This window comes from Yersinia sp. 2541 StPb PI, from assembly GCF_052217145.1.
GTDB classification, from domain to species: Bacteria; Pseudomonadota; Gammaproteobacteria; order Enterobacterales; family Enterobacteriaceae; genus Yersinia; species Yersinia enterocolitica_E.
Genome location: NZ_JAZGQB010000001.1, coordinates 2,833,217 through 2,859,582 on the forward strand (window position 1 = coordinate 2,833,217; position 26,366 = coordinate 2,859,582).

A 26,366-nucleotide genomic window follows, 5' to 3' on the forward strand; every position below is an offset into this window, starting at 1 on the left:
TAGGATTGGAGAATATAGCCCGTAATCCGGCAGCTATACATACACATCATAAGGAGTCTGACATGCGGAAAACAGGCGATATCGACAGAGTCATGTCGGCCAGACAACTTCCAAACAAAGCCGTAGCACTGATTCTTGCAGGAGGCCGTGGCTCACGCCTTAAAGATCTTACGTCCGTTCGCGCGAAACCCGCAGTTCACTTTGGCGGAAAATACCGCATTATCGACTTCGCACTCTCTAACTGCCTCAATTCAGGTATTCGCCGAATCGGCGTGATAACGCAGTATCAGTCTCATACCTTGGTGCAACATATTCAGCATGGTTGGTCGTTTCTCAGTGAAGAGATGAACGAGTTTGTTGATTTGTTACCTGCACAACAGCGCCAAGGACAAGAGCACTGGTATACCGGCACCGCTGATGCCGTCTTCCAGAACCTGGATATTATCCGCCGTTATCGTTCTGAATATGTCGTGATCCTCGCCGGGGACCATATATATAAAATGGACTACTCCCGCATGCTGTTGGATCACGTGGAAAGCGGCGCTGCCTGCACCGTAGCCTGTATTGAAGTACCCAAAGAGGAAGCGAGTGCCTTCGGTGTAATGGAAGTGTCTGAAGATCTACAAGTAAAAATGTTTTGGGAAAAACCGGAGGATCCGCCAACGTTACCCGGCAAACCTGAGCGCAGCCTGGCCAGTATGGGAATTTATGTCTTTAATGCTGAGTTCCTGTTCAATTTACTGGAAAGCGATCACGCAGATAAAGGCAGTAGCCATGATTTTGGCAAAGATATTTTGCCGAAGATTACTGAACAAGGTCATGTCTGGGCGCATCCATTCTCACTGTCTTGTGTCTCAACGTCACCCGATGCCCCTGATTATTGGCGTGATGTAGGAACATTGGATGCCTACTGGCAGGCTAACCTCGATCAAGCAGCTATCACACCCGAGCTGGATATGTATGACCCTCATTGGCCAATACGTACCTATGCCGAGCCCTTACCACCGGCGAAATTTGTTCAGGATCGTTCTGGCAGTCACGGGATGACCATGAACACCTTAGTTTCCGGCGGTTGCTTTATCTCCGGTTCAGTGGTGGTCAACTCAGTGCTATTTTCCCGAGTGCGGGTCAACTCCTTCTGCAATATTGATTCTTGCGTATTGCTACCCGACGTCAATGTGGGCCGCTCTTGTCGTCTACACCGTTGTGTAATCGATCGTGCCAGTACTATCCCCGAGGGGATGGTGATTGGCGAAAATGCAGATGAAGATGCCCGTCGTTTCTATCGTTCAGAGAGTGGCATTGTATTAGTCACCCGCGAGATGCTGGCAAAGCTGTAAGGACAGAGGTGGCCTGACATGGACAAGTGAGGAATAATTTATATAATCAGACCAAACAAATCAAAAGGTCTGATTATGTCATTTACTGAATGGGTCATATTGGGTGTGGTTATTGGTTGTGCCGTTGGCGCGTTACTGAGGATTTTTGGTAAGAAGAAAGACCGCTAACCTTTTCAGTTGTCAGAATATACCCTAAATAATTCAAGTTGCAGGAAGGCGACAAGCGAGATACAAATCGGTCGGGAGCAGATTTGTACGCTGCTTGCAGCGGCCTCGCAGAGGCGAGGCCCAAGGATGGACCGAGTAACGAGCGCAGCCAGCACACATGCAGCTTGAAGTATGACGGGTATTGATAGAATAAGACGGCGCATCAATGTGCCGTCTTTTTTTGTGATAACAATCTCATTATCGATCAGAAGGTGTAACGTAACCCTAAGCGGAAACGATATTGCTCGCTGTTGTATTCATTCCAACGATCCAACCATTGCAATTCAAAATAGGGCATCCAGTGAGTGTCAATTTTATAACTGAATTTATTGGTTATTTCCCAGTGAGAACTTTTGCCATTTTTACCGTGAAAATCATTGACGCGCACAAAGTAATGAGGTTCAAAAGTATATGACAACGCATCAGTCAGTTTGAAATTCCAATAAGTAGCAAACTCATGGCTGTCATTGTGAGCATAATGACCATTGAGATCTTTTGATTCATAGTTATTGTGATTATAACGATAGCGCGCAGTCAAATTAAATACCGGTAAGAATTTGTAGTTAAAATCCATATAGACGGAACCACCCGAACCTGAGCTATTGGAGTTCACTAAGCCGCCAGGGGAAATAGTGAATTTATCTGTCGGGCGAAATAATGGATACCAACCCTCCAGTTCGTTATAGCTATGTTTGAATTGATCCATTTTCCCTGTGTTATAAGCATTCGTTAACATCAGGCCGGAACCATTATCAAAGTTATACCCACCGCGCAGGATAACTTCATGCAGCTCAGAGGCCGTATTATATGCTTCACGGGTTTCAACATAAGCTCGACCGGCAAAGGCACTGGCAGAGCAAACCAACGAGGTAATCAAGATAATTGAATTATATTTATTCATGACAAATCCCTATTGATAACAATAAATGAAGGTTTATTATTTTTCTTACATCATGGAAAATGACAAATAGTTATCATGGCTATTCCTCTGCCATAAATAACCGGTAGAGGAATAACACAATCAAAATAACAACATGCCAGTTTTTAACGTCACATCACTCTATATTTAATAGCATTTCTTATTACCACTAAAAATAGAAATCACCCCGACGTAGCCATTTTACGTAAATTCAATTCAGCAATAATTTTAACAAAGCGCTGCTCATTGAGCTTATAAAATAGCCCCATGGTTATGGCTGCAATCATTGCCAGAGTGCAAGGGTAAATAAAAATCAATTGGCGCAACCCCTCCAATACTGATGTCGATTGGGCAACATTGGGAATATAACCAATCTGAGTGAGCATGATACCGGGCAGAAATCCAGCCAGTGCGGCAGAAATTTTTCGTGAGAAGGTATAGCCGGTATACACCGACCCTTCTGCGCGAATCCCTGTTTTCCATTCACCATAATCCACCGTATCGGAGACTAATGCCCAGTTCAGGCTGTTGACAAATGCAGTACCGAAAAAGGCCATACAGGAGAATGCAACAAAGCTGACCGAACTGGTGCCCCAGATATAATTCAGTACATCCCCCATGCCCCATAACATTAAGCCACTAAGGTAGACGGTTTTCTTGCCGAAATACTTCACCGCCGTGGGGACCAGCAATACACCAATCAAAATACAGCCCATACTGAAAAAGCCCATATAGGACAGTAAATGAATATCCTGCAATACGTACTGAGTGTAATAAACCTGAATCGCCAGTTTGATATTGAATGCTGCCAACGTGCACAAATTGGCAATACATAACACTAATAGCGGCGGGTTCTTAAAGATGGCGCAAAATGATTTAAAAATACCCGGTTTATGGTGTACCGATACCGGTTCCACATAGCGTTCTTTGACACCGGAATAACACCACCACATGCAGACCAGGCCGAACGTGACAAATATTAGCGCTGCAACCAGATAGCCTATCTCAGGTGAGGACGTAAACAGCAGTTGAATTGGCATAAAAGCTACCGTGCACAGTAATAGCCCTACCGTCGCCCCACCCTGTCGCCAGGCTGCCAGGTGCGCGCGCTCATTTGGGTTTTTGGTCATTGCCGGGACCATCGCACCATAAGAGCAATTCATCAAACTGTAGAATAAACCGAATAACATAAACAGCACTGTTGCCAATACCGTTTTGATATTTAGACTAAAACCGGTATTGAGAAAGTTCGCGACAGCCAGCAATGCCACAGGTAATGAGGCATACAGAATAAATGGCCGGAACTTCCCTTTCACACCAATGTGACGGCGAGAATCTAATAGTACGCCGGTAAACATATCGGTAAAGGCGGTAAAGAACTTGGCAATCAAAAAAATCACGCCACCGTAAATAGCCGGGAGCCCCAGAATATCGGTATAAAACTTCAGTAAATAAAGTGTCCCGATGCACAGCATCAGGTTAGAACCAAAATCGCCCATTCCATAAGCTATTTTTTCCCGCAGCGGTAATCGAAGTGTTACGGGATCCTGGTAAGTTGAATTCGGCATCTGACAGGTCCTTTTTATTTTTTAACCCGCTTACCTCCGGTTAAATCTCACTCGCACCGGATCCTGCCATAAGCGGGTTGTAGGGTTTTGGTGGTGTTAATTCATCTGATTAAACAGATCAAGGCTAGATTGCCGGACTGACATCGCGTTTGCGCTCTTCCAGCTCGGTGACAATCTTGATGTAATTTTTCTCGGTCAGATGGTAGAACAACCCCATAGTCAGTGCGGTAAGTATCGCCAACCCGCATGGGTACAAGAAGATAAGCTGCGTTAGCCCCTCCAGCGTTCTTTCTCCCTGTGCCACGTTAGGCACATAGCCGATATACGCCAGCATGACACCGGGGAAGAAGCCTGCTAACCCTTGGGAAATCTTACGGAAGAAGGTGAAACCGGTGTATACCGTCCCCTCTGAGCGCACGCCGGTTTTCCACTCACCATATTCCACCGTGTCAGAAACCAGCGCCCAGTTCAGGCTGTTCACAAAAGCCGTGCCGAAGAAAGCCAGGCAAGAGAACAGAACAAATAAAGTCGAGGTGCTGCCCCACATGTAGTTCATGGCATCCCCCAAGATCCACAAGCTCAGCCCACCCAAATAGACGTTTTTCTTACCAAAGCGTTTCACCACCGTCGGTACCAGCAGCACCCCCAGTAAGATGCACCCCATACTGAAGAACCCCATATATGACAGTAACGTGACATCGTTGAGTACGTATTGGGTGTAATAGATCTGAATCGCTAGTTTTATATTGAAACCAGCCAAGGTGCACAGATTAGCAATACATAGGACAAACAACGGCTTATTGCCAGTAATGGCTTTGAATGATTGCAACAGACCAGGTTTGGCTGCTTCCGGCTTTGGCAGTTCGACATAACGTTCTTTAACGCCGGAATAACACCACCACATGCACAGCATGCCGACAAAAGCGAAGATGGATGCAGCCACCAGATAACCGGTCTGCGCCTGCCCTTCAAATAGCGACAAGATGGGCACAAAACCGACGGTACACAATAGTAGTCCGACGGTTGCCCCCCCCTGACGCCATGCGGCAAGCTGAGCTCGCTCTTGTGGGTTTTTGGTCATGGCGGGAACCATTGCACCGTATGAGCAGTTCATCATGCTAAAGAACAGGCCAAAGCTCATAAAGATCAACGTGGCCGTGATGGTTTTACCGGTAATACTAAATGAGGTACCAATAAAGTTAGCCACCACCAGCAAGGCCACCGGCATCGATGCATAGAGGATAAAGGGGCGGAACTTACCCTTTGGCCCGATATTGCGGCGGTTATCCAGCATGACACCGGTACCAATATCGGTGAATGCAGTAAAGAAACGCGAGATTAGAAAGATTAATCCTCCCCAAGCGGCGGGGATTTCCAACACATCCGTATAAAACTTAAGCAAGTACAATGTACCCACACACAACAGTAGGTTTGAACCCACATCGCCAATCCCGTAGGAGAATTTCTCGCGCAGCGGCAGTGTCAATTTTACTGGATCTTGATGTATTTCACTCATGTCACTCTCCTGAGAGGCCCGCCACCCGCGGGCCTCTGCCTGTGTTATAACGCCCGTAATGATGCAAACAATTCAGCCCATTCACTGCCCGCCCGGTAGAACACCGGCGGTTGTCCCATTGGTGCCGCGACAGTTACATCAGCCCCGCCACAGTGTGATTCACCGGTCCACAGATTGATCCAGTTGTCTGATGGCAAATAGAGTGACCAATCGGTGCGCCCCTCTTCATATACCGGTGCAACTAACAGATCACGGCCAAACAGATACTGGTATTTCAGGCCATAGGTGTGAGCATCATTCTCGTAATGCAGGAACAGTGGGCGCATTACCGGCAAGCCAGATTGTGAGTTAAGCGCCACGGCTTGTTTGATATACGGCTTCAGCGTGGTAAAGACTTGGGTCATCCGGGCAAACTGGCGGATAGTTTCGACATCGCTATCAAACTGCCAGTTATCATCCGGGCGGTTACCTTCATGAGTACGCATCAGTGGGGTAAAGGCGCAGAATTCACACCAGCGCATCAACAACTCTTTACTGCGTTTCATCTCAAATAACGTGGTGTAACCACCAATATCGCTGTGATGCAAACCATGACCGGTCATTGCCAGTGATAACGCCGCAGGTATAACAGATGCCAACCCATCATCCAGACTCCAATCCACGTTCTGGTCACCAGCCCACATCATCACCGAGTATTTTTGGCTACCGGTATAACCGGCCCGCATAAAGAACAATATTTCGCCTAATTTGCCGGTTTCGGCCAGGGCGTCGTAGTTACATTTGGCCCACAGCGCGGGCCAGGCGTTATGCATGATTTCAGCATCGACACCATTGTCCATCACGGTGTCGGTCGGCAAGTATTCGCCAAAGTCGGCCATCCAGCCATCAAGGCCAAACGCGATCAGATTCTTTTTAATCACTTCCTTATACCAGTCGTAGGCCGCCGGTTTGGTCAGATCAACCACCCCGGCATAGAACTCACCAAACTCCACCTGGTAGTCATTGCCGCTGTAGTCTTTGGTCAGATAGCCCTTCTCTGCCGCTTCGGCATACAGCTCTTTTTCAATCGCCACATAGGGATTGATATAGCCGAGGAAGCGCACACCTTCTTTCTTCCATTGCACAATCCGTTTATCCAGCTCAGGATAGAGGTCGCTGTCCCAGCGCCAGTTCCACATCAGGCGTTTACCAAAAGATGTTATGCGACGGCCCTCCCAGTCCTGCGCCCAAATACCGCTGACTTTCACCCCATGCTCACGCATCACCTCCAGCTTTTGCTGGCACACCTCGGTCCCGCCCTGAATCCCCAGGATCACGCCGTCATATACCCAATCCGGTAACTCAGGCTGGCGGCCCAATAATGCGGTCAATTGCTCCAACAGACCGATATAGCTGTCAGCACACTCAAACCGTAGCACCGCTACGTCTTGCCAAATCGCCAGTTCGTGATAGTCAGGGGCTGAAAAATCGAAATTCATATAGCAACTGTTATCAACGTGACAGTAGTATTTTTGGCTGCTAACAAAAGTGGGCTGCGGGAAGAAGGTCCAGTAATAGTCACCGCCCGCGTTCTCTTTACAGTCGGCCTGCCAGGTAACATAACTTTGCTTATTGCGCCCCACCCCCTGCTCGCTGGTCCACAGTGGGAATGGCTTGCCACGGAGATCGAAATAGGAGAACTGTTCACCACAGCCGTAGATATGGTCCTCCGATTGCGCGGCGAGCCGTAGCCACATTCGGTTATTCTCTTTATCACCATTGCGCAGGGACATCTCCAACCGCCCGGCCGCGTCGTAGGTAATATGTAATGTGGCTTGGGCTACCTCTCCCCGGCTAAATTGAATCTCCCACCCCTGCTGTTGTGGGGTGATAACCGCATCGGTCAATGCCAGTTTTTCACTCAAGCAATCTTTGATACTGAAATTGCCACGGAACATATCGATGTCCGCTTTACCCCGGCCAATCCACAGGCACGGTGTTTGTGCGCTGTGTTGCAGTAACAAACGTTGTTGGAATGAAAGAGTGAAACCGCCATTGTGCTCAACCAATACCACTCCCGACAGGTTGCCCGCTTGATAAGTCATAATAAAAATCCCCAAAAAGTATAAATACTGTTGATTTAGTTAGGGTTCTTAACTTTCATCAGAACCCCTATTATCAGAATGGTTGCCCTATCAGGTCAGCTCAATCACCTCAAGGTTGAGTAAACGAGCCACCTTGCGCAGCAGCGGGCGATGCTCGCCATAGACCAGCGAGGTATGATGTTCCATTCCGGCATCCAGTAGCCGTTGACGATAGCTATCAGCATCGATATCCAGTTTTGCCGTCCCGGCAGTGCCAGAGAATGCCAGCGGAGCTTTGATCATCTCGCCGCCTGCCAGCATCAGACGCAACTTGCCTTCACCCTGCGTAATACGGCATAGGGTGATGCGGCCTGGTTTAAGGGCAAACTCGGATAGCAGGGGTAACTTGCGGTTGGAGTGGATGGTGGCTTGCACCGGCCCGTCGCGATCAGCCATTTCAATCGGTGCCTGACCACAATGCCAGAACACCACACTGTTGCTCACCGGGTCGATATCGACCAAGTCGGTATTGAACGCGGCACTACCAGAGGCCCACTGCGCCATTAATGACGAGAGCACACCGAACATGTCAGCCTCGCAGCCACATGGAACGAGGTCTTCATTCATCAGCGCCAATGCGCCACAGGCAGCGCACCCATAATCGGTAAAGAAGTCTGGCCAGCAGCGCACCGCAATACCGGAGTAACCCTGCTGTTGCGCTTTCTCACGCAACGCTGAGTAGACTTTCAGCGTTTTACAGGTCGCACTTTGGTCCATTTCCGCCAAATTCGGGAAATCTTTAGCGCGGCGCTGATAGGGTGCATCGGCGGCACTGTCCGGTAGCGCTTTTACTTCATCGATAAATTCCAACACGGGTTGGCGATCAACGCTGACACCAAAGTGTTGTGTCAGTTGTTGTTGGTTGTAGTTACAAGCATCGAACCCCAGTGGATGTTCGCCTATTACCATCACTTTGGCGCACTTAAAGCGATTGACGATCGCGGCAGCCTGCGCCAATTGTTGTAGCTCGCTGACCACATGGGCATCATCCGGCAGTCCATGAACAGTCTGGACCTTGATATTTTCGCGGCTCAATGCATGGCAGGCCAAATTAACCCCGCAGAAGGAGTTGAGCCGTAAACGACCACCGGTACGAGCCTCCGGGAAGGACCACATAGCTGTTGGGACCGGGAAGTCACGCACCACTTCACAGGTCAGCGAAGCATCGGTAAACGTCACCTGTAAAATTAGCAGTAAATCAAGATTGGCCTGCTTCAGCGCGGGCAACGCTTGTAACGCAGACTCGGCATCAAACTGTAATGCCGGTTCCCCAATCAACTCGATATCCATTGCTCTCAGGGTATTCCACGCCTGCGCCAGCATTTCCTGCGCATACGGCACATCAAAAGTACTACGGCCCAAGGCCAACACGCCCACTTTTGCTTTTTTATTCATCATATTGCTTCCAGTGAATTTAATGACTTATCGGTTGGCGCAGCTCAAGCGACAACACTGAAACGGTGTTCGGTGTAGCTAGAATAATTTTGATTTGGTCGCAGAATGACATCGGGGAAGTGCCCCTGATGAATGCTGTCAGGGAAGGCCTGTGTCTCCAGACATATTCCTGAAAATGCCTGATAGCGATGCCCCGCTTTGCCATTCCATACCTTGTTAGAAAGCTTGAATGCGTTATAAAACTGAATACCTGGCAGGGTGGTATGAACCGCCATCACCCGACCTGAATGTGGGCAAATCAGCGTGGCCGCCGGTTGCAGAGTGGTGCTATTTTTCTGCGATAAATCGTTTTTTTTCAGCACATAGTTGATGTCAAAATCCTGCGCTGGCCGCTGTTGCATCGCATCACCCAAGCGGCGGGCATTACGAAAGTCAAATGCAGTGCCTGCAACACGGACAATCTCGCCGGTCGGTAGCATGCTGCTTTCATCCACTGGCGTGATAAAGTCAGCGTCAATTTTCAGTTGCTGGTCGTGAATTAAATGAGTGTGACCGCGCAGATTGTAATGGCTGTGATTCACCAGATTGACGATGGTTGCCTTATCGGTTTGCGCCTCGAAACTGAAGGTCATGACATTGTCATCCGTCAGGCCGATACGGTGGCGCACCTGTAAATTCCCCGGATATCCCTCTTCACCATCGGGCGACGTGCGGCTAAAAATAATACCATCGCCCTCTTCCTGCGCCTGCCAGACATACTTATCAAAGCCACGCTGGCCTCCGTGCAAATGCTGCCCGGTCGGCAGTTCATTGGTTGCCAGCAGATACTCTTGCCCGTCAATGTTAAAGCGCCCACCCGCAATGCGATTGGCACAGCGACCGGCAATGGCACCAAAGAACGGATGACCGGCCTGATAGGAGGTCAAATCATCAAACCCCATCACCACATCCTCCAGTTGCCCGTGGCGGTCTGGCGCCCAAAGTTGGGTGATGATACAACCGTAGTCGGTCACGCAGAGCCGCATACCATTGCGGTTAGTTAGTGTAAACAGCGAAACTTCCTGCCCCTGATGCTCGCCAAATTGCTGGCGTTGAATTGTCGTCATACACTCAACCTCGTATTTCGTACGGCTTTGGTCGCCTGCCCGTTCAAGTGCAAAACACCATGCCGTACGATAGATAGAAAGGATTAGCCAGCAAAAGCAGCGGCTTTCCCCTGGCTGCCAAACAAGCGGATTTTTTCAATCACTTTTTGTTTCATCACATCACGCCCGTGGCCCAGCGAAACCGCCAAGACATACTCCTCTGGTGATTGATTCAATACTTCGCTAACCCCTTGGGTAAAGGCCTGACGCAGTTCGGTATCGACATTGACCTTGGCAACCCCCAAGGTAATCGCGCGGCGAATTTGCTCATCCGGCACCCCAGAGCCGCCATGCAATACGATAGGTTTCTTGACGATTTCGCGGATTTCTTGCAGGCGCTTAAATGCCAGTTTCGGCTCTTGCTTATACATCCCGTGAGCGGTACCAATCGATACCGCCAGATAATCAACGGTGGTCAGTTCGGCGAACTGTAGCGCTTCATCGCAACCGGTGATCAGGGCATCTTTTTCGTCAACTGAGATATCATCTTCAGTACCACCGATTTTACCAATTTCACCCTCAACGCCGATATTCAAGGCATGAGCGACATCTGCCACCGCGCGGGTAATACGCACATTTTCATCGAATGGCAGGTGAGAGCCATCGAACATCACCGACTGGAAACCGGCCTGAACTGCCGCCATGGTCTGCTCAAAACTACGGCTGTGATCCAGATGGATACAGACCGGTACCGTAATGTCATGCATAAAGGCATCAACCATTTCTTTCATGGGTTTTAACCCCATGACGCTAATCACTTTCTGCCCAATTTGCAGCATGATGGGCGCCTGCTCCTCTTCGGCAGCCAGCAAGATCGCGCGGATTGTTTCAGCATTGTGGGCACTAAAAGCGCCGATGGCATAGCCATGCTGCCATGCGTGTTGAATTAAGGTATTACCGGATACATAAGACATTTTCTCTCCCTCTGCGTGCTGATAACAGCCGCTTTAAAAACCATCAATTAATCGGAAATCATTCGGTTGTTGGCAGACCAGACTGACTGCGAACCTGTTGTAAAATGGCACTCCAATCCTGGCGCCCGCGCCCGCAGGCTCTGGCCTGACTGTAAACCTCGCGGGAAGCAGCCCCCATCGGCATGGTGACGTGCAATTGGTTAGCCACATCAAGAGCGATACCTAAATCTTTATGTGCTAAATCAATCATGAACGCTGGCGTTAAATCTCCCTTCAGCACCTTATTTGGCCACGTGGTAGTGAAATGCCCTTTACCCGCCGGAGTGCCACTCATCACTTGCAGTGCGACATCGAAAGACAGTCCCAGTGCTTCGCATAGTACGGCGGCCTCCGCCGACAACGCATTGAGCGCAATACTCATGTAGTTGTTGATAAGCTTCACGCGGATCCCCATCCCCGGCCCGCCCGCATTGATAAGTTCAGATCCCATTGCCATCAGTAATGGCGTTGCCCGCTCAACCTGCGCTTGCGTTCCCCCCGCCAGTATCAATAAGGTGCCGACCTGTGCATGGTCAGAGGTACGCCCCACCGGCGCATCCATAAAGCCATACCCTTTGGCCTGCATCTGTTGCGCCAAACGGTCAGTCTGTAACGGATGGATAGTGGACATATCAATCACCAGTGCTTCTGGTGACAAGCGGCTACAAACGCCGTCGTTGCCGAACAGCACGTCATGCACCAGTTCTCCGTTAGGGAGCATGGTGATAACAAACTCTGCTCCTTCGGCGGCCTGCCCTGCGTTACCACATGGCGTGGCACCCCGCGCAGCCAACGCCGCTACCGCGCCGGGGTTGGTATCGAAAACATGTAATTGATGCCCGTGTTTAATGAGGTTACGCGCCATGGGCGATCCCATTTGCCCTAACCCGATGAATGCTACCTGTGCCATTATTCTCTCCTGTCACCTGATGTCATTTTTAGTCACTTGATTGGAATATTTTGTCTGTTTTTGATCGTATTTGTAATTTATGGTCAAAAAATTGACATCCGTCACTCTTTTAACATTTGAACGAATTAAAATGGTCACATCGTGATCAACAGCCCTTTTTTGGCTAACCAAGGAACTGAAACCATGACCCGGATTGCATGTGTAGGAATTGCGGTGCAGGACCGCCTCTATTACCTGGCAAAACTGCCCGATAGCGGCGGTAAATATGTGGCGGATGATTATCGTGAGATTGGTGGAGGCCCGGCGGCAACAGCAGCGGTAGCGGCGGCTCGACTGGGCGCGCAAGTCGATTTTATTGGCCGGGTAGGTGATGATGCCACGGGCAATACTCTGCTCGATGAGCTGGAACACTATGGGGTAAATACCGCCCTTAGCCGCCGCTACGCCAATGCCCGTTCATCGCAGTCGGCGATCTTAGTCGACCGTCATGGGGAGCGCATCATCATTAACCATCCCAGTCCTGACCTGCCAGAAGATGCCCAATGGCTGACGGGGATAGATTTCAGCCACTATGATGTCGTGTTGGCGGATGTCCGTTGGCATCAGGGGGCGCTAACCGCATTTACACTGGCCCGCCAAACCGGTATCACCACCCTACTTGATGCCGATGTCACGCCGCAAGATATCCGCCCGTTGGTCGCTCTTGCGGACCACTCGGTCTTCTCCGAGCCGGGTTTACAGCGAATGACGGGCAAAAATGACACTGACGCTGCGCTCTTATTAGCCGCCAGTGACACAAACGGACAGGTGTATGTCACCCGAGGTAAAAAAGGTTGTTATTGGCTGGAGAACGGCGAACAGCAACATCAAGCGGGATTTGAGGTAGCCGTGGTCGATACTACCGGTGCGGGGGATGTTTTTCATGGTGCATTAGCGGTAACGCTGGGCCGACAACACACAATTACTGCGGCAGTGCGCTATGCTAATGCCGTGGCGGCATTAAAATGTACCCGCCCCGGTGGGCGGGCCGGAATACCTGATTGTGATCAAACTGACTCTTTCCTGACGCATTTTGTATAAAATAAACAATAGTATGATGAATGAGAGAGAGCAAAGCATGAGTCTGACCGAACTAACCGGTAACCCGCGCCACGATCAACTGATTCAACTGATCGCCAGTCGTGGCTATATGAATATTGATGAATTGGCACAATTGCTGGATGTTTCGACTCAAACCGTGCGTCGCGATATCCGTAAGCTTAGCGAACAAGGGCTGATTACCCGTCATCACGGTGGGGCCGGGCGAGCGTCTAGCGTCGTGAATACCGCGTTTGAACAGCGAGAGCTTTCATATACTAAAGAGAAAATGGCCATTGCTGAGGCGATTGCTGATTACATTCCCGATCGTTCAACGGTGTTTATCACTATTGGTACCACTGTTGAACATATCGCCCGCGCATTGATAAATCACAGCCACCTGCGGATTATTACTAATAGCCTGAGGGTGGCACACATTTTATATAAAAATACCGATTTTGAAGTGATGGTGCCAGGCGGTACGCTACGACCAAACAATGGTGGCATTATTGGCCCCAGTGCGGTCTCTTTCGTTGAAGGTTTCCGCGCCGACTATCTGATTACCAGCATGGGGGCAATTGATAGCGACGGCAGCCTGCTGGAGTTTGATGTTAATGAGGCGACAGTGGTGAAAGCGATGATGGCACACTCCCGCCACATCTTATTGGCAGCCGATCATACCAAGTTCCACGCCTCCGCCGCCGTCGAAATTGGTAATGTTGCCAAAGCTACAGCGCTGTTTACCAATGTTTCCCCCCCGTCACAACTGGCCGCACTGTTGCAGCAACAACAGGTAGAACTGGTGGTCACACAGTTAGGTAATCAGGAACCCACTATCTAAATTTTACGCCAAAAAAAGCAGGCGACACCGCCTGCTTTTTCAGGATTTAACGCGCTAAGAACAGGTCAGTTAACGGCGGCGAAACGGACAAACTCATCAGCATCTTGTACCGAACAGGCCAACCCAACAACGGTAGAATAACGGAACATTATCACTGGTGCTAAACGCCAGTTCCTGCGCGATACGGTTTCCTTGAGTCACGGCATTTTCCTTGTGGCAAGTTGTTGCAAAATGATAAATCGCTGCTGAAATTCTGTGCGAAACGCCTGTTTATCATCGTGATAATAGAAAGGTATCACTTGTGGCCGGAGAGACCAATAGGAAAAGCAAAGCAGGAATGAATTGTATCCGTTTGATTTGTAGGATTTTTCTTATGACCACGTTGTTTGCCTGTTTGCGGGCTATCGTTAGTCTCGCCGCAGCAGTAAGGAGTAACAACGCGGGTTATTGTAGTGGCTGTTGACCTTCCACTGTCGAGCCAAAATCATCAATAATTGAGAAGAATACCGTCATATTCTTAGCCGGAATTTGATTACCGACTAGCCCACCATCGATGCTACTTTTCGGCGCGACCATATCGTCATTCCCCAACTTAACCGGGGTTCTCGCGGCACTTTTACTTTGCGCAATCTCCACAGTCTGGAATGTCACATTAAATGGCGTCGGATTGGTGACACGAAAAACCCCGCCACTGCCCTCTGGAACCCATCTGAAAGAGAGTTGGTTAAGCACCCCCTCTGAACTGGCAGGAATACCCGCCGGGCGATAGAACAGTTTGATGCGTGAACGGAAGGCAATTTGCACTTCATTGTTGGTGGTCTGCGACGAGGCGCTTTTCGGAGGCACTTCTAATACATTCAGCCAAAACATCGATTCGCGATCAGACGGCAGTTGACCGGCAGTACCGGTATAGTAAATGCGAACAGATTTATTGGTTTGGGGATCAAGGCGGAACACTGGAGTATCAACAACAAACGGTACCTTTATCTGCTCAATTGATTTATCCATTTCAGCAATATTGTTATCAACCCACAGTTGCAGTAAAGCTGGGCGATTGCCCTTATTGAGGATCTGCACGCTGCCTGATTTATCATCTCCAGTAACCACCACTCGGGTCAGACCAATAGCAATACCCGCCAGCGCTGTGGTACTGAGCAAGAAGGAGGCAAGGGTCACCGCCGCAAACACGTGATACCGATGCGTGAACCTGCGGATATACAGCATGAGCCAGTACGATAGCGTTTTCATTTATAGATCAACGTAAAAGTAAATGCGCCGTTGACGGAACCACTTTGCACGGTGCTTTCAGTTTGATAAAGCCCGGCGTTCATCGGCACGGTGTAGCTCTGCGTGCTCGCTGAATTATAGCCGCTCAAGGTGTATTCGGTATTCAACACGATAGGTGTATTTGTCTGGCTACGCAATAATACCCCCACGCCTCTGGCAGTAGATCCGCTATTCAACGCTACCACACCATTTGCCGCATTCAGCACATTAGTTGCCGCGCCAAACGTATAATTAATACCCGCCAATCCACCAGGGCAGTTATTAAAATTGAGATTAAATGATCTTAACCCTTCAATATTGCCAATCCCAGTAAATTTATTGCTGGCGACATCCGGTAAATTGACAATCACATCCGGTGTGGTGCAGGTCTGTGTCATTAACTGGATATTCAGGGAATTTGGCGCAAAATCAAATAATCGGTAGCGGGTTGATTCAAGATAACTACTGGCGCCATTGTTATAGGTGCGATAGTTATAGGCATAAGCAGGGTCAAAAGCGGCAGCCCATCCACTGGTTAATGTCGTGGCAATCTTAACAAACTTGATTTGTAGTTCTACGTTCAAGTTAAAATTAGCCCCATTGTTGTAAGGAATAGGGCCTAACAGCGGTGAGGAATAAACTATATTTGCCGCGCTAAAGCCATTCATCGGCTTCCAGTCGCTGCTGAAACCTGCGCCGGTCACGCGAAAACGCAGTGCATAGCCTAAGCCAGCTTTACCGGTATAAGAAAATACACTGTGACTATTGCCATCAATGTTGATTGTCCGGTCGATGCTGTACGGCGAGAACAGCCCTGCCCCAGCCTTAATACTGTCATTCATTGAGGTGGATAATATCTTGCACACCCAGCCCCCTGCGGGGAAGCTTATCCATGAACCAATCGGCGAACCAACCGCGGTGTTGGGCGGAACTCGCAGTGTGGTTGTCGGGCCATAAATATAGTAAGTACCGCTATAGTCACAATCCATGGCAGAGCCCAATGCATTAGCATTATGGCTGATCGCTAAACTACTCATCACCAGTAACCACAGTAAAAGTTGTTTTAGTTGACGGCAGCCGCGCGCTATCGAATCACTGGCTGCACCACAGAACCTGTCCATGTAATATTGCGCTATATTCCGATAAGAACTCATTTGCATATCACCTCTAACTGCCGGAATTCACCCTTAACCAATGTGCTGCTGGGTAATTTATAATCAAAGCCGCAACTATCACCAACGCCCTCACCCCATATCACGCGCAGATGTCCATCTTGCTGGTTCACCCGCACCATGGCTTGCCCGCCCTGAGCGATATAGCCCACACTGGCACCAGTGGCATCTTTCACCTCGGCACCAAACGGCAGTGGTGTGTTATCCGCCCGATGTCCGGTCAATAACATCGAATAGCCACTAGAGGTCTCAAACTTCACCAGTGCCACCGCACCGGCAGTAGGGGCAACCCGTTGACTGGTAGTTTTAAATTCCACATCCGACGATAAGCCTTTTGGATCCAGTTCTACATCATTTTGTCGGTAAGGGCTTAAGTAAGGCACCACCGCCCGGCCACTGCTATCGAGACGCATCCCCGAATAGTTGGCCACACGGGCTCCGGCAGCATCCGGGGCCTCAACAATCCCTACCGTATCGCCCAGATAGGAGGCAAAAACCACACCACCACCGTAGGCGACGATGCCACCAGACATATTGACACTGGCCTGCTCGTAATCATTACTTTTCGAATAACTGCCACCAATAGTCGTTTTAGGCGCCAGCCAACTGCCCGTCACGCCTACAGTGTTGTAGTTACCGTTCACGTCAGTACGGTTATTCGCCGCTGAAACACCATAGTTAAATTGATTATCGTCGCCAGCAGAACCTGAAACCCCGGTTTGAACTGAACTGCTGTCACGAGTGTTGGTGTAACTGGTACTCAACCGCGGTGAACCCCGTTTGCTGCCCAACGGAATGGAGAAAGAGACGCTCAGTTGATTATCCCAATCCCCACTGGACATATTGCGCAGCCGATTAAGAGCTAGGTTATAACTCAGTGACTTATAACTATTATTATAACCGAGTTGGAAATTCATATCGCGACGCTGCCCGCCCCAATAATCCTGCGCATTCGCATTGGCATAAAACGAACCATAACCCTCTGGCAAACCTTGAGTAATACTGATTTGCGCCTGATTGCGGCGACGATACTTAAAACTGTCATCGTAGCGAGTATTACCATCTGGCAGGCTTGAATTGAAAATAGTGTTATTAACTTCGCCATGTTGCAAATAGTCACGCATGCGCATCGCTTCTGACGGCGTATAAAAACCGTCACTGGAATAGTGGTAACTGGCGATGGTCAGGCTGGTATTCGTTTCCGGTAATGAGTTCGCATAGGTAATGCCCATACTCTGACCGTTCTGATCACTCTCACCGGGTAACCTGGTTTGTGCTTGTGTCAAACTAAATGCCACCGCGCCTACGGGGGTATTAAACGCCAGCCCGGCAGAGGCCGATAGATACCCTTCGGCTGCAACCACTCCACCGTTACCGGTGATTAAATTGGATAAGCCATGGCGCAAGGTTCCCATCAAGAGAGCCGGTTTTTCCGCCATTGAATTATCACGATACTCACCGGCCATTAAAGAATAGCGCGTGGTTCCCGGCCGCAATAGCTCGGCAATTGATGCAAATGGCACGGTAAACGACTGCTCGCTACCATCAGCTTCAGTAATAGTGACAATCAGATTGCCGCCCTGACCTGTAGGGTAGAGATCGTCGATGGTAAAAGGCCCCGGTGGCACCGTGGTTTCATAAATAGATTGGCCTTGTTGACGCACCACGACACGGGCGTTAGTACGGGCGATGCCGCGCACTACGGGTGCATAACCACGCTGAGAGTCAGCGAACATACGATCATCCGAGCTTAATTCAATGCCACGATAGCTGAGACTGTCGAATACCTGACCATCAGTATTGGAGTCACCAATCGTCATTTTGCTATATAACGATGGCACCGCACGCTCCGCGTAGGTGGCCAGATTTTGATAATCAAATCCCTGACTGTCACTTCGATTTAATGCGCTACGATAGTATAAACGCCAACTTTGCCAGTTGAATCCGCCTAGCAGCCCGAGATATTGATAAGTCTGGCTGCTGGCATCACTCTGATTACTGCGATAACCGGTGTAATCATATTTCAGCGTTGCCGCCGTCACACCGTCATCCCAATATTTGGGATTAACATAGCCACGCGCCTGACGGATTAAGGAAGCCTGTGGGATCTGAATATCCAACCGCTGGGTATTCTCATCAAAAATGGCATTCCCACCGCCCAGCAGAGTACTCAATGACGAGCAAACACTGGCAGTTTCCAGTTGTTTCAGTACATCAGGCGTGAGCTTAGTGGTATCAATTCCGAGTTCATCAAACAACTTTAAGTCAAAACACGGAAGAGCCACTTTAGATTCTGGCGACGGCAACTCAAAGCGTATCGCCTGACGCCCGATCCATTGCTCATTCAAATAGATATCAATACTACGCTCACCTGGAGCAACGGGATTGCCCTCACTATAGCGGCTGGCATCAACAGAAAAACGGAGGAAAGAATCACTGAACTCAACATGTTCAGGGTCTTCAGCACAGGCGGGTAAATTAAATAGCATGCCGCCCAAGCTAAAAATAACAAGGGAGAATGCCGACAAATATTTCGGGCGCTCGTTTTTTTGATAATACATGTAATAATTAAACATTATATCGAGGCCATTTAATAAATATGCACCCGGTGGATGCAGAGAAAGACTAATTAATTATATTTATGTTTTTATCGCGCCAACTTTTGAACACCCTGCGTCTCGCCACCCTGATCATTGATCACAGAATAAAAAACTTGTGTAGTATTATTTATTGGTCCGTCAGCACTAACCGGTAAGCTAAGCTCAGCAAAAGGTGCAATCATCTTATTATTTATTTTACTCAAGTTCGCCATCGCCGGGCTCTCTTTTGATGCCCGTAACTCCAATTTTCTAAAGGTTATATAATACGGTGATGCATTTTTTATAACCAGTTGATTGCCCTTTTTAGAAAAGGTCAGATTCGTAATAGCCTGTTCTATCGGCATCGTTAATTCTGCTGGGCGATAGAACATTTTTATTCGGGTACGAAAAGCCAATTGCAATTTATTATCTTCCCCCGTGGCACCTTTAGTGGGTTTAGGCGGAATTTCTAGCAAATTAAACCAAAAAAGCGTTTCACGATCGGTTGCTAAGCCGCTGCCAGTACGGAACAGGCGAATAGTCTGATCCCGTTTAGGATCCAGACGCACTACTGGTGGCGTAACACTAAAAGGCACCTTGATGGTATCAGGACGCGCATTCGCATCACCGTTATCAATCCAGGCTTGAAGAAGAACCGGCATATTACCGGTATTGGAAACCTTAACCACACCTTCACGCTGCTTCTCGTCATAAATAACACGCGTACCCGTGATCATTACTTCAGCACGGGTAACCGTTGCTGCAACCAGTAATGTGACAAAAGCAAAGGCTATAAAGTATGTTTTGCGCATAAGAGTTTCCAATTATAGAGCGAATGAAACAGGGAGCATTAAGCTCCCATTTGGCAACAGATAACATTAGCTATAACAATAACTTGCCACCAGCTACGCTATATCACACGCTTTGATTAATCGTAAACAATAGTATAGTCGACTTGTGTTACAACGGTACCAGCACCAACAGTGCCACTATTCGCATAATATTGTGCGTAGTAGCCCAATGTTGCATCACCAGTGGAAATATCTTCCACCACGCCGCCCTGGCTAGCGCCGCCTACCATGATTGCTGTGCTGCTTTTGTCTAACAAACGAACCTGAACACCAGTTGCTGTACCGCTATTGTTGTTCAACCGGCCAGTGCTGGTCTCAACAAAAGCACCTGGTTCGAAGTAAGCATAAGCGTTATTCAGTGTCGCCCCAGTACAACCAGACAACGAGATATTGAAAGGAGTGGTACCCGCAACGGAGTTGACTGAACTCAGTGCGCTTGCAGAAATAGTCGGTAAGTTAACGGTCCCATCTTTAGTGCCGTTGTTGACAGAGACACCACAAGTCGTATCTGTAATTTGACCGTTAATGGTAATAGTTCCATCAGCAGCAAATGCTGATTGTGCAATAAATACGCTTGCAATAGCAGCGATTAATGCATTGCTAGTTTTAATTTTCATGTTTATTTCCCTGTGCTTTAAAATAAGGTTTTAGGCCAATAATATTAATTAGGATTAATATCCTGAATCAGTGAAATCCGATTTCGTACGGCTATTATTTCAGCATTTTAAATATTGTCAATCCAGCCCAAAACGTGATGTTATAAATGCATTACCAAATAATAAGAATCACAGAATACAAACAAAAGAAGAGTGGAAATTCACGGTAGGACATATCTCATTACGTGTAGGAAATTACCCACAATCGATAGATAACATATAAAAATAAGTTATGCTCGATATTAAACACGTGAATAACTCATAAATAAAAAAACAATATAAAACAGGCTTGTGGGACTTTTCTTACGCTGATAGATGAGGACATCTTAAAAAAATACCATTATTGGATATAACACATCAAAAAATGCCAAACATAAATTTAGCCAAAAATGATCTTTACAAATTATTTATAATATTTAAGTGAAAAATATCTATTTATCGAAGAATTAAATTAATATCAACAAATCTCATGACAAAAAGAAACAAAAATAGCCACTTTTATTATCTTATAAACAGAAATAATTATCACTTACTGTTATCTTTTTTGACTCTGCCAATCATTGTAAGCCAGTACGTAATGCCATCTTATGGAGCGATAGCATCACCTCATCTCCACCTGTGTGCCTAATTTACGCGCTAACCCTTTGGCACCTTCTCGCATAACGCTATCATGATTCCAGCGAAATAATGGGGCAGCGATTGGCGCCAGACAGTTCATCCAGCGCGTATTGGTTCGAATATGCCAATTGTAACGAACAATGGTGTCGCTGCCATTGTAAAATAATGACCACTGCCCAATCCCTTCAACTTCACCACTCGCCTGCCCCTCTAACAAATGTAAAGGCATAATAGTTACTACATGAATATCAAAGGTTATCCGATAAGGAAGTACACCTTTCCAGGTATAACGATGTAATGCGCCGATACCCTGTAGATCGCCTTTTTCTATCTCAATGATTTGCTCCAGGCTTTTCCACCAATACGGCCACATATCCGGGTGGCATAAAATATCCCATACTGCCTGAAGCGGTGCCTTGACCTGCCAAATGGTGGAAAACCGATACTCAGCCATACCAGCGAACTCCGCATCAAGGGGTGAAAAAACGCTCAGGAAAATGCAAATTGATAATCATTGCCTCCATAATGACCGTTTCCAGTTGCCTTTCATCCACCCCATAACTGATCACTTTGACAGGCAAATGGGATCGATTATCTAGCCAGATGTCACAGCGATGCACCTTATCCACAGTGAAACCGGCCGGGCCAGTTATTGAGAGGTGCAATACCAGTTGTTGCGCGAAAACCTCCTCACCAAGAATTGCGGTCTTGCCACCTTGTTGCAGGCGCTGGATGTTGTCTAACAACCTTCCAATGTCTGATTGATCCACCCGGTGGCCATTTTTATCGCGTATTAAGGTATTGGTGGGCAAAAGGCTCAGCACAGGTAGCGTGTTTACACCGAAGGGCCATAATCGAACTTTGCCACTGTCAGGGCTATAGACCAGCGCGGCGCCATTGTGGGGTTCAGTAAAATCCATACGCACATATCCCGGCTTACGATAGCTATAACGAATCACCGTAGCCTCGCCTTGTGCTGACAGAGAATGAATTATGACCTGATAGGATTCAATCTGCTCAAAATGGTGTTGAGCGACCCGAATCGGGTCAGAGGTAAGGAGACTCGATATTGGCATGAACATCGGGCTGGCATCACCCGCCATCGCTGCATAGGCAACACTGCCCGGCAGCAGTAGTGCCGTCAGTATTACAATGAAACCGGTTAAGCCGCGAATAGCCTTCTCCTGCATTTGGGATTCATCAGTCAGAACTCTCTGATGTCATAATTAAATATAGGCCTAAATAGCAGCAAACAATCAACAACCCTGATCTATTATTTATCATCTTGCCACGCCAACTTAGTGTGATAAGGATCGCTGAATTTTTTTTCTATAAGTGCTTGAATAATGGCGGAGCAAGCGGGGTTTTCCCCTTAGAAAGGTTATCTTCTCAGTCGTTTTCGGGGCAACCTCTTCAGCCGCTCCGGTATCTCTCCATGAAACGGTTGCGATCATGCACCTTTTTACGGCATGTTTATGGCAACACCTCCCTGCTTTAGATATTCGAATTATCACTTTGTGGGCAACCTGATGATTAAGTGGCTGTGGAAAGCAAATCAACCGCAAGCGGAGATGCTTGCGCAGTGGCAGGAAGCACTGAACATCCCACTGTTGGCTCCGCTGAATGAGCAGGAGCAGCAGCGGCTGGTTTCTGTTGCCAGTAATTTGCTGCAACAAAAGCGGCTGGTGCCATTGCAGGGGTTAGAACTAACACCGCTGATGCAAGCCCGCCTTTGTCTGCTATTCGCACTGCCAGTGATGGAACTCGGCGCCAAATGGTTAGATGGCTTTCATGAAGTCCTTATTTATCCTTCACCTTTTGTGGTTGACGACGACTGGCAAGATGATCTCGGCTTGGTGCACTCTGGTCAAACGGTACAATCGGGTCAAAGTTGGGAACAAGGGCCGATTGTCTTGAACTGGCAAGATATTCAAGATTCCTTTGATTTATCAGGCTTTAATCTGGTTATTCATGAGGCCGCACACAAGCTGGATATGCGTAATGGTGGCAATTCTAACGGGGTGCCTCCTATTGCTATGCGTGATGTAGCTGCATGGGAATATGACCTGCATCAGGCGATGGACAGTATTCAAGATGAGATAGATATGGTAGGTGTCGAGGCTGCCAGTATGGATGCGTATGCCGCCAGTGATCCGGCGGAATGTTTTGCGGTATTATCAGAGTATTTCTTCAGTGCGCCTGAACTATTAGAAAGTCGTTTTCCTGTTGTTTATCAGCATTTCTGCGCATTCTATCGTCAGGACCCACTCGCCAGATTAAAACGTTGGGAAAATGGGTTAGCGGATAATCAAAATACCGATAATATGCAGCCACTAAGTTAATTACCTATACCTTCGTTGAAGCAGTAAAGAGTCGATAGTTAATAATAAATCGCGGACTGGCCTTATTTAGCCGCTATATTCACCCTCTTTGCTCAGATGCTGAGCAGTCAATCGCAATGTACTAATTTAGCGTTGACAGTATCGGGCATGCTAGATATCATGCGCCCCGTTCACACGATTCCTCTGTAGTTCAGTCGGTAGAACGGCGGACTGTTAATCCGTATGTCACTGGTTCGAGTCCAGTCAGAGGAGCCAAATTTGTGTTTTCATGCCGCTTTGCGAATACCTATGCGATTCAGATTCAATAAGTTAGCGTGAAAAGTCTTCCCGATGCATTTTCATTTCCCCCTCCGCATCGGGCAAGATTGGTGGTCTGATTTGGGGTCATTTCAGTTCGATTATGGAGTGACCACCCTATGTCTCTGAACGACACTAAAATCCGCAGTCTCAAGCCTTCTGAAAAACCTTTCAAAGTTTCCGATTCCCACGGTCTATACCTTTTAGTCAATCCAAGCGGTTCACGTCTCTGGTATCTTAAATATCGTATCAACAAAAAAGAATCTCGCCTTGGCTTAGGTGCCTATCCTGATGTATCTCTGGCGAATGCCCGACAACAGCGTGACGGTATCCCCGGTGTCCATAATCCGTATAAGCCAATGTGCGAAAACACGGTCAACAAGGCTTTGCGCCTGATGGGTTATGACACGAAAGATGAAATCTGCGGCCACGGATTCCGCGCCATGGCCTGTAGTGCCCTGATGGAATCTGGCCTGTGGTCGCAGGATGCGGTTGAACGGCAGATGAGCCATCGCCGTCAGGGCGGCCTACAATCATCTGGCAGAGCACCTTGAAGTCAGATATCAGATGATGCAGTGGTGGGCTGATTATCTTGATGTGAATCAGTCAAATTATGTTGCCCCTTACCATTTTTTTCAAAAGCAGCGAAGTAAAAAAACATCAAACAGCTCCTCCCGTGTTAGGGATTGAGTGACGATAATGTAAGGGGTAAATCCTTTGCCCCTCACCAAAAAAATGACCCGCCCTAAATAGCGTTGACACGTTCCCCCCTAATATCAGGAGAACACGATGAACCAATATGTTAAACGCACGCAACGTGATGACTCTCTATCGACCCAAAAAATATATGTACAGGCGTACCAATAGGATCGAGAGATATTCCTATCTAATGTCAAGCATTGTAGAAGTTGCACTGTTACATTGTTTAAGAGGAAATGGCAGCAAACTGCACCAGTGCTCCCATGGCGTCTGCTGCCATCGTTCAAGTAAAAAGTCGCTGAAGACGGTCAGTCGGTGCGGCACGGGTTCTCTGCGTGCTCGCACGAGGCTGATTTTGGATGCCACGCCTTCCCAGTCAGGCAAGACAGGCACCAGTTGGCCATTGTGCAATTCCTCGTGAACGTCCCAAATTTCACACAAAGAAATTCCCAAGCCAGCAAGACACCATTCATGTAAAACTTCGCCATTGTCGCTGCAGAGCATGCCGTCGATGACGATGGACTTCTCGCATCGGCCTTTTCACAGCGGCCATGTGTTTTGCAGTAATCCAGGATAGGCAAACACCAGGCAATTGTATTGCTATAACTCTTCCGGTCGTGCGGGATTTCCATGTGCCGCAATAAAGGTCGGCGAAGCCACCAGAATGCGTCGGTTATCGGCGATCCGGTCAATGCTGCATTCTGGAATGATGCAGTGCTTCGTAAGGCCATCGAAAACACGCTGGCACCGTCACAGGTAGATCCCGATGCCTATGCGGCGATCTTCTATGCAGGTGGTCATGCGACGATGTGGGACTTCCCAGATAACACAAAACTGGCCGCTATTGCCGCGAGTATTTATGAGCGCGGAGGAGTGGTCTCTGCGGTATGCCATGGACCGGCAGGTCTGGTGAATACCAAGCTCGCTGATGGTCACTATCTGGTCGCAGACAAGGAAATTTCGGCATTCACCAACGAAGAGGAGCGCGCGGTTGCTTTGTACGAGACGGTGCCTTTTTTGCTCGCCGATGCCTTGCAGGAACGAGGGGCCAGGCATCTGCCAGTAGCAGACTTTCAGGTTCAGGTCGTGGTGAGCGAGAGGCTGGTGACTGGCCAGAACCCAGCCTCTGCTAAAGATGTGGCTGAAGCGATGCTACTTCTGTTGGTGTCTAGCGCTTAGGGACTTACCTAGGTAGAATCTTGAGCTGGCAGGTGATCTTCATGGCTGTGGCCGCCTGTGGCACAATCGGCTTCGTGGGCCTACTGATCCTGATGCCGACCGACCACAATGATACTTCGGCGCAGGCCAACGCGATGGATGGCCTCAAGGCTATATTCAATCCACGCCTCCTGGCAGGTGCTGGCATCACTGTACTGGCTTATGCTGGCTCGTTCACGTTCTACACCTACATTTCGCCTATCCTGCTGGTAGTAACCAAAGTCAGCGAAAGCACTGCCAGCCTGCTGATGCTGGGCTATGGCGTGATGGCTGCTGTCGGTAATGTCTGGGGGGCGCCTAGCCGACCGCAGAGGTGCTGATGCGGCAGTGATGACAGTACTGATCGGTTTGGTCGTGGTGTTAATTGCAATCTGGATATTTGCTCCATCGCTGACGCTCATGGTGCCACTGGTAGGCCTGTTGGGTGCGCTAACCTACGCCGCAGTGCCCGCCTTACAGGCTCGTTTGATCGGACTATCGCACATCCATGCACCACAAGCACCTGCGGTAGCTGCCGGGTTGAATATCGCAGGTTTCAATGGCGGCATTGCACTGGGTTCTCTGCTGGGCGGGGTAAGTCTGGAGACGATGGGGTTGGCCAGCACTGGATGGGTCGGTGCGTTCACTGGTTGCCTGGGCATTATTTGGATGCTCTGACAGATCCGCCGTCCCGC

General features: G+C 48.6%; 23 protein-coding genes, 1 tRNA gene and 1 pseudogene. 9 read left to right on the forward strand and 16 right to left on the reverse strand.

Annotated features, from left to right (window positions below):
* Positions 1-62: 62 nt before the first annotated feature.
* The gene (glgC, locus tag V1953_RS12790; protein ID WP_083159188.1) at positions 63-1,340 is read left to right on the forward strand and encodes a glucose-1-phosphate adenylyltransferase; all 1,278 of its coding nucleotides are present in this window, start codon (positions 63-65) and stop codon (positions 1,338-1,340) included.
* 412 nt (positions 1,341-1,752) lie between these two features.
* Here the strand turns inward: glgC and ompL are convergent, their stop codons facing one another.
* The 8 genes from ompL to yihU form a co-directional block, all read right to left on the reverse strand.
* On the reverse strand, positions 1,753-2,448 hold the full coding sequence (ompL, locus tag V1953_RS12795) for a porin OmpL (RefSeq protein ID WP_083159189.1): 696 nt from the start codon (positions 2,446-2,448) through the stop codon (positions 1,753-1,755).
* A gap of 200 nt (positions 2,449-2,648) precedes the next feature.
* Positions 2,649-4,034: an MFS transporter gene (locus V1953_RS12800; protein WP_083159190.1), complete on the reverse strand. Its 1,386-nt coding sequence runs from the start codon at positions 4,032-4,034 to the stop codon at positions 2,649-2,651.
* Positions 4,035-4,158: 124 nt separating this feature from the next.
* Positions 4,159-5,550 (reverse strand): MFS transporter, encoded by a 1,392-nt coding sequence (locus V1953_RS12805; RefSeq protein ID WP_442850997.1) that lies wholly within the window; start codon positions 5,548-5,550, stop codon positions 4,159-4,161.
* Between the two features lie 44 nt (positions 5,551-5,594).
* Positions 5,595-7,634, reverse strand: coding sequence for an alpha-glucosidase (locus V1953_RS12810; RefSeq protein WP_442850998.1), 2,040 nt, complete (start codon positions 7,632-7,634; stop codon positions 5,595-5,597).
* Between the two features lie 90 nt (positions 7,635-7,724).
* Entirely contained in the window at positions 7,725-9,071 is a 1,347-nt protein-coding gene (locus V1953_RS12815; protein WP_227746540.1) for an L-fucose/L-arabinose isomerase family protein, read from the reverse strand.
* Between the two features lie 41 nt (positions 9,072-9,112).
* Complete coding sequence (locus V1953_RS12820; RefSeq protein WP_420073342.1) at positions 9,113-10,174, reverse strand: aldose epimerase family protein; 1,062 nt, start codon at positions 10,172-10,174, stop codon at positions 9,113-9,115.
* An 83-nt stretch (positions 10,175-10,257) separates the two neighbouring features.
* Positions 10,258-11,127, reverse strand: a complete 870-nt coding sequence (locus V1953_RS12825; RefSeq protein ID WP_083159194.1) for a class II fructose-bisphosphate aldolase — start codon at positions 11,125-11,127, stop codon at positions 10,258-10,260.
* A 58-nt stretch (positions 11,128-11,185) separates the two neighbouring features.
* A complete protein-coding gene (gene yihU, locus V1953_RS12830; protein ID WP_442821035.1) occupies positions 11,186-12,076 on the reverse strand; it encodes a sulfolactaldehyde 3-reductase in 891 nt (296 codons plus the stop codon).
* A gap of 183 nt (positions 12,077-12,259) precedes the next feature.
* Here yihU and V1953_RS12835 point away from each other — a divergent pair, with 183 nt between their 5' ends.
* Both V1953_RS12835 and V1953_RS12840 read left to right on the forward strand, forming a co-directional pair.
* Positions 12,260-13,156 (forward strand): sugar kinase, encoded by an 897-nt coding sequence (locus tag V1953_RS12835; RefSeq protein WP_442850999.1) that lies wholly within the window; start codon positions 12,260-12,262, stop codon positions 13,154-13,156.
* A gap of 37 nt (positions 13,157-13,193) precedes the next feature.
* On the forward strand, positions 13,194-13,994 hold the full coding sequence (locus tag V1953_RS12840) for a DeoR/GlpR family DNA-binding transcription regulator (protein ID WP_083159197.1): 801 nt from the start codon (positions 13,194-13,196) through the stop codon (positions 13,992-13,994).
* A 444-nt stretch (positions 13,995-14,438) separates the two neighbouring features.
* Here the strand turns inward: V1953_RS12840 and V1953_RS12845 are convergent, their stop codons facing one another.
* The 7 genes from V1953_RS12845 to V1953_RS12875 form a co-directional block, all read right to left on the reverse strand.
* On the reverse strand, positions 14,439-15,242 hold the full coding sequence (locus tag V1953_RS12845) for a fimbrial biogenesis chaperone (protein ID WP_372569001.1): 804 nt from the start codon (positions 15,240-15,242) through the stop codon (positions 14,439-14,441).
* Positions 15,239-16,414 carry a fimbrial protein gene (locus V1953_RS12850; RefSeq protein ID WP_227746541.1) on the reverse strand — a complete coding sequence of 392 codons (1,176 nt, stop codon included), beginning with the start codon at positions 16,412-16,414 and terminating at the stop codon, positions 15,239-15,241. Before V1953_RS12850 ends, V1953_RS12845 begins: the two co-directional genes overlap by 4 nt.
* On the reverse strand, positions 16,411-18,993 hold the full coding sequence (locus V1953_RS12855; RefSeq protein WP_442851000.1) for a fimbria/pilus outer membrane usher protein: 2,583 nt from the start codon (positions 18,991-18,993) through the stop codon (positions 16,411-16,413). The genes V1953_RS12850 and V1953_RS12855 overlap by 4 nt, the downstream gene beginning before the upstream one ends.
* Before the next feature lie 86 nt (positions 18,994-19,079).
* Entirely contained in the window at positions 19,080-19,835 is a 756-nt protein-coding gene (locus tag V1953_RS12860) for a fimbrial biogenesis chaperone (protein ID WP_442851001.1), read from the reverse strand.
* Positions 19,836-19,939: 104 nt separating this feature from the next.
* Positions 19,940-20,479, reverse strand: coding sequence for a fimbrial protein (locus V1953_RS12865; RefSeq protein WP_083159201.1), 540 nt, complete (start codon positions 20,477-20,479; stop codon positions 19,940-19,942).
* A 640-nt stretch (positions 20,480-21,119) separates the two neighbouring features.
* Entirely contained in the window at positions 21,120-21,590 is a 471-nt protein-coding gene (locus tag V1953_RS12870) for an SRPBCC family protein (RefSeq protein ID WP_442851002.1), read from the reverse strand.
* Between the two features lie 16 nt (positions 21,591-21,606).
* A complete protein-coding gene (locus V1953_RS12875) occupies positions 21,607-22,326 on the reverse strand; it encodes a DUF1571 domain-containing protein (RefSeq protein WP_127891202.1) in 720 nt (239 codons plus the stop codon).
* A gap of 339 nt (positions 22,327-22,665) precedes the next feature.
* Between V1953_RS12875 and mtfA the strand changes: the two genes are divergently transcribed.
* The 3 genes and pseudogenes from mtfA (at position 22,666) to V1953_RS12890 (ending at position 24,465) form a co-directional block, all read left to right on the forward strand.
* A complete protein-coding gene (mtfA, locus tag V1953_RS12880; protein ID WP_083159203.1) occupies positions 22,666-23,478 on the forward strand; it encodes a DgsA anti-repressor MtfA in 813 nt (270 codons plus the stop codon).
* 179 nt (positions 23,479-23,657) lie between these two features.
* Positions 23,658-23,733 (forward strand) — tRNA-Asn (locus tag V1953_RS12885).
* A gap of 161 nt (positions 23,734-23,894) precedes the next feature.
* Positions 23,895-24,465 (forward strand): annotated as a pseudogene (locus V1953_RS12890) (integrase arm-type DNA-binding domain-containing protein).
* 192 nt (positions 24,466-24,657) lie between these two features.
* Here V1953_RS12890 and V1953_RS12895 read toward each other — a convergent pair.
* Positions 24,658-24,978, reverse strand: coding sequence for a LysR substrate-binding domain-containing protein (locus tag V1953_RS12895; RefSeq protein ID WP_442851003.1), 321 nt, complete (start codon positions 24,976-24,978; stop codon positions 24,658-24,660).
* A 126-nt stretch (positions 24,979-25,104) separates the two neighbouring features.
* On the opposite strand from V1953_RS12895, the gene V1953_RS12900 reads away from it, so the two are divergent.
* From V1953_RS12900 to V1953_RS12910, 3 genes are read left to right on the forward strand one after another with little or no spacing between them, the layout of a single operon-like run.
* Entirely contained in the window at positions 25,105-25,653 is a 549-nt protein-coding gene (locus V1953_RS12900; protein WP_442851004.1) for a type 1 glutamine amidotransferase domain-containing protein, read from the forward strand.
* 41 nt (positions 25,654-25,694) lie between these two features.
* Positions 25,695-26,012, forward strand: coding sequence for a hypothetical protein (locus V1953_RS12905; protein ID WP_442851005.1), 318 nt, complete (start codon positions 25,695-25,697; stop codon positions 26,010-26,012).
* 10 nt (positions 26,013-26,022) lie between these two features.
* Entirely contained in the window at positions 26,023-26,349 is a 327-nt protein-coding gene (locus V1953_RS12910) for a hypothetical protein (protein WP_442851006.1), read from the forward strand.
* Positions 26,350-26,366 lie beyond the last annotated feature (17 nt).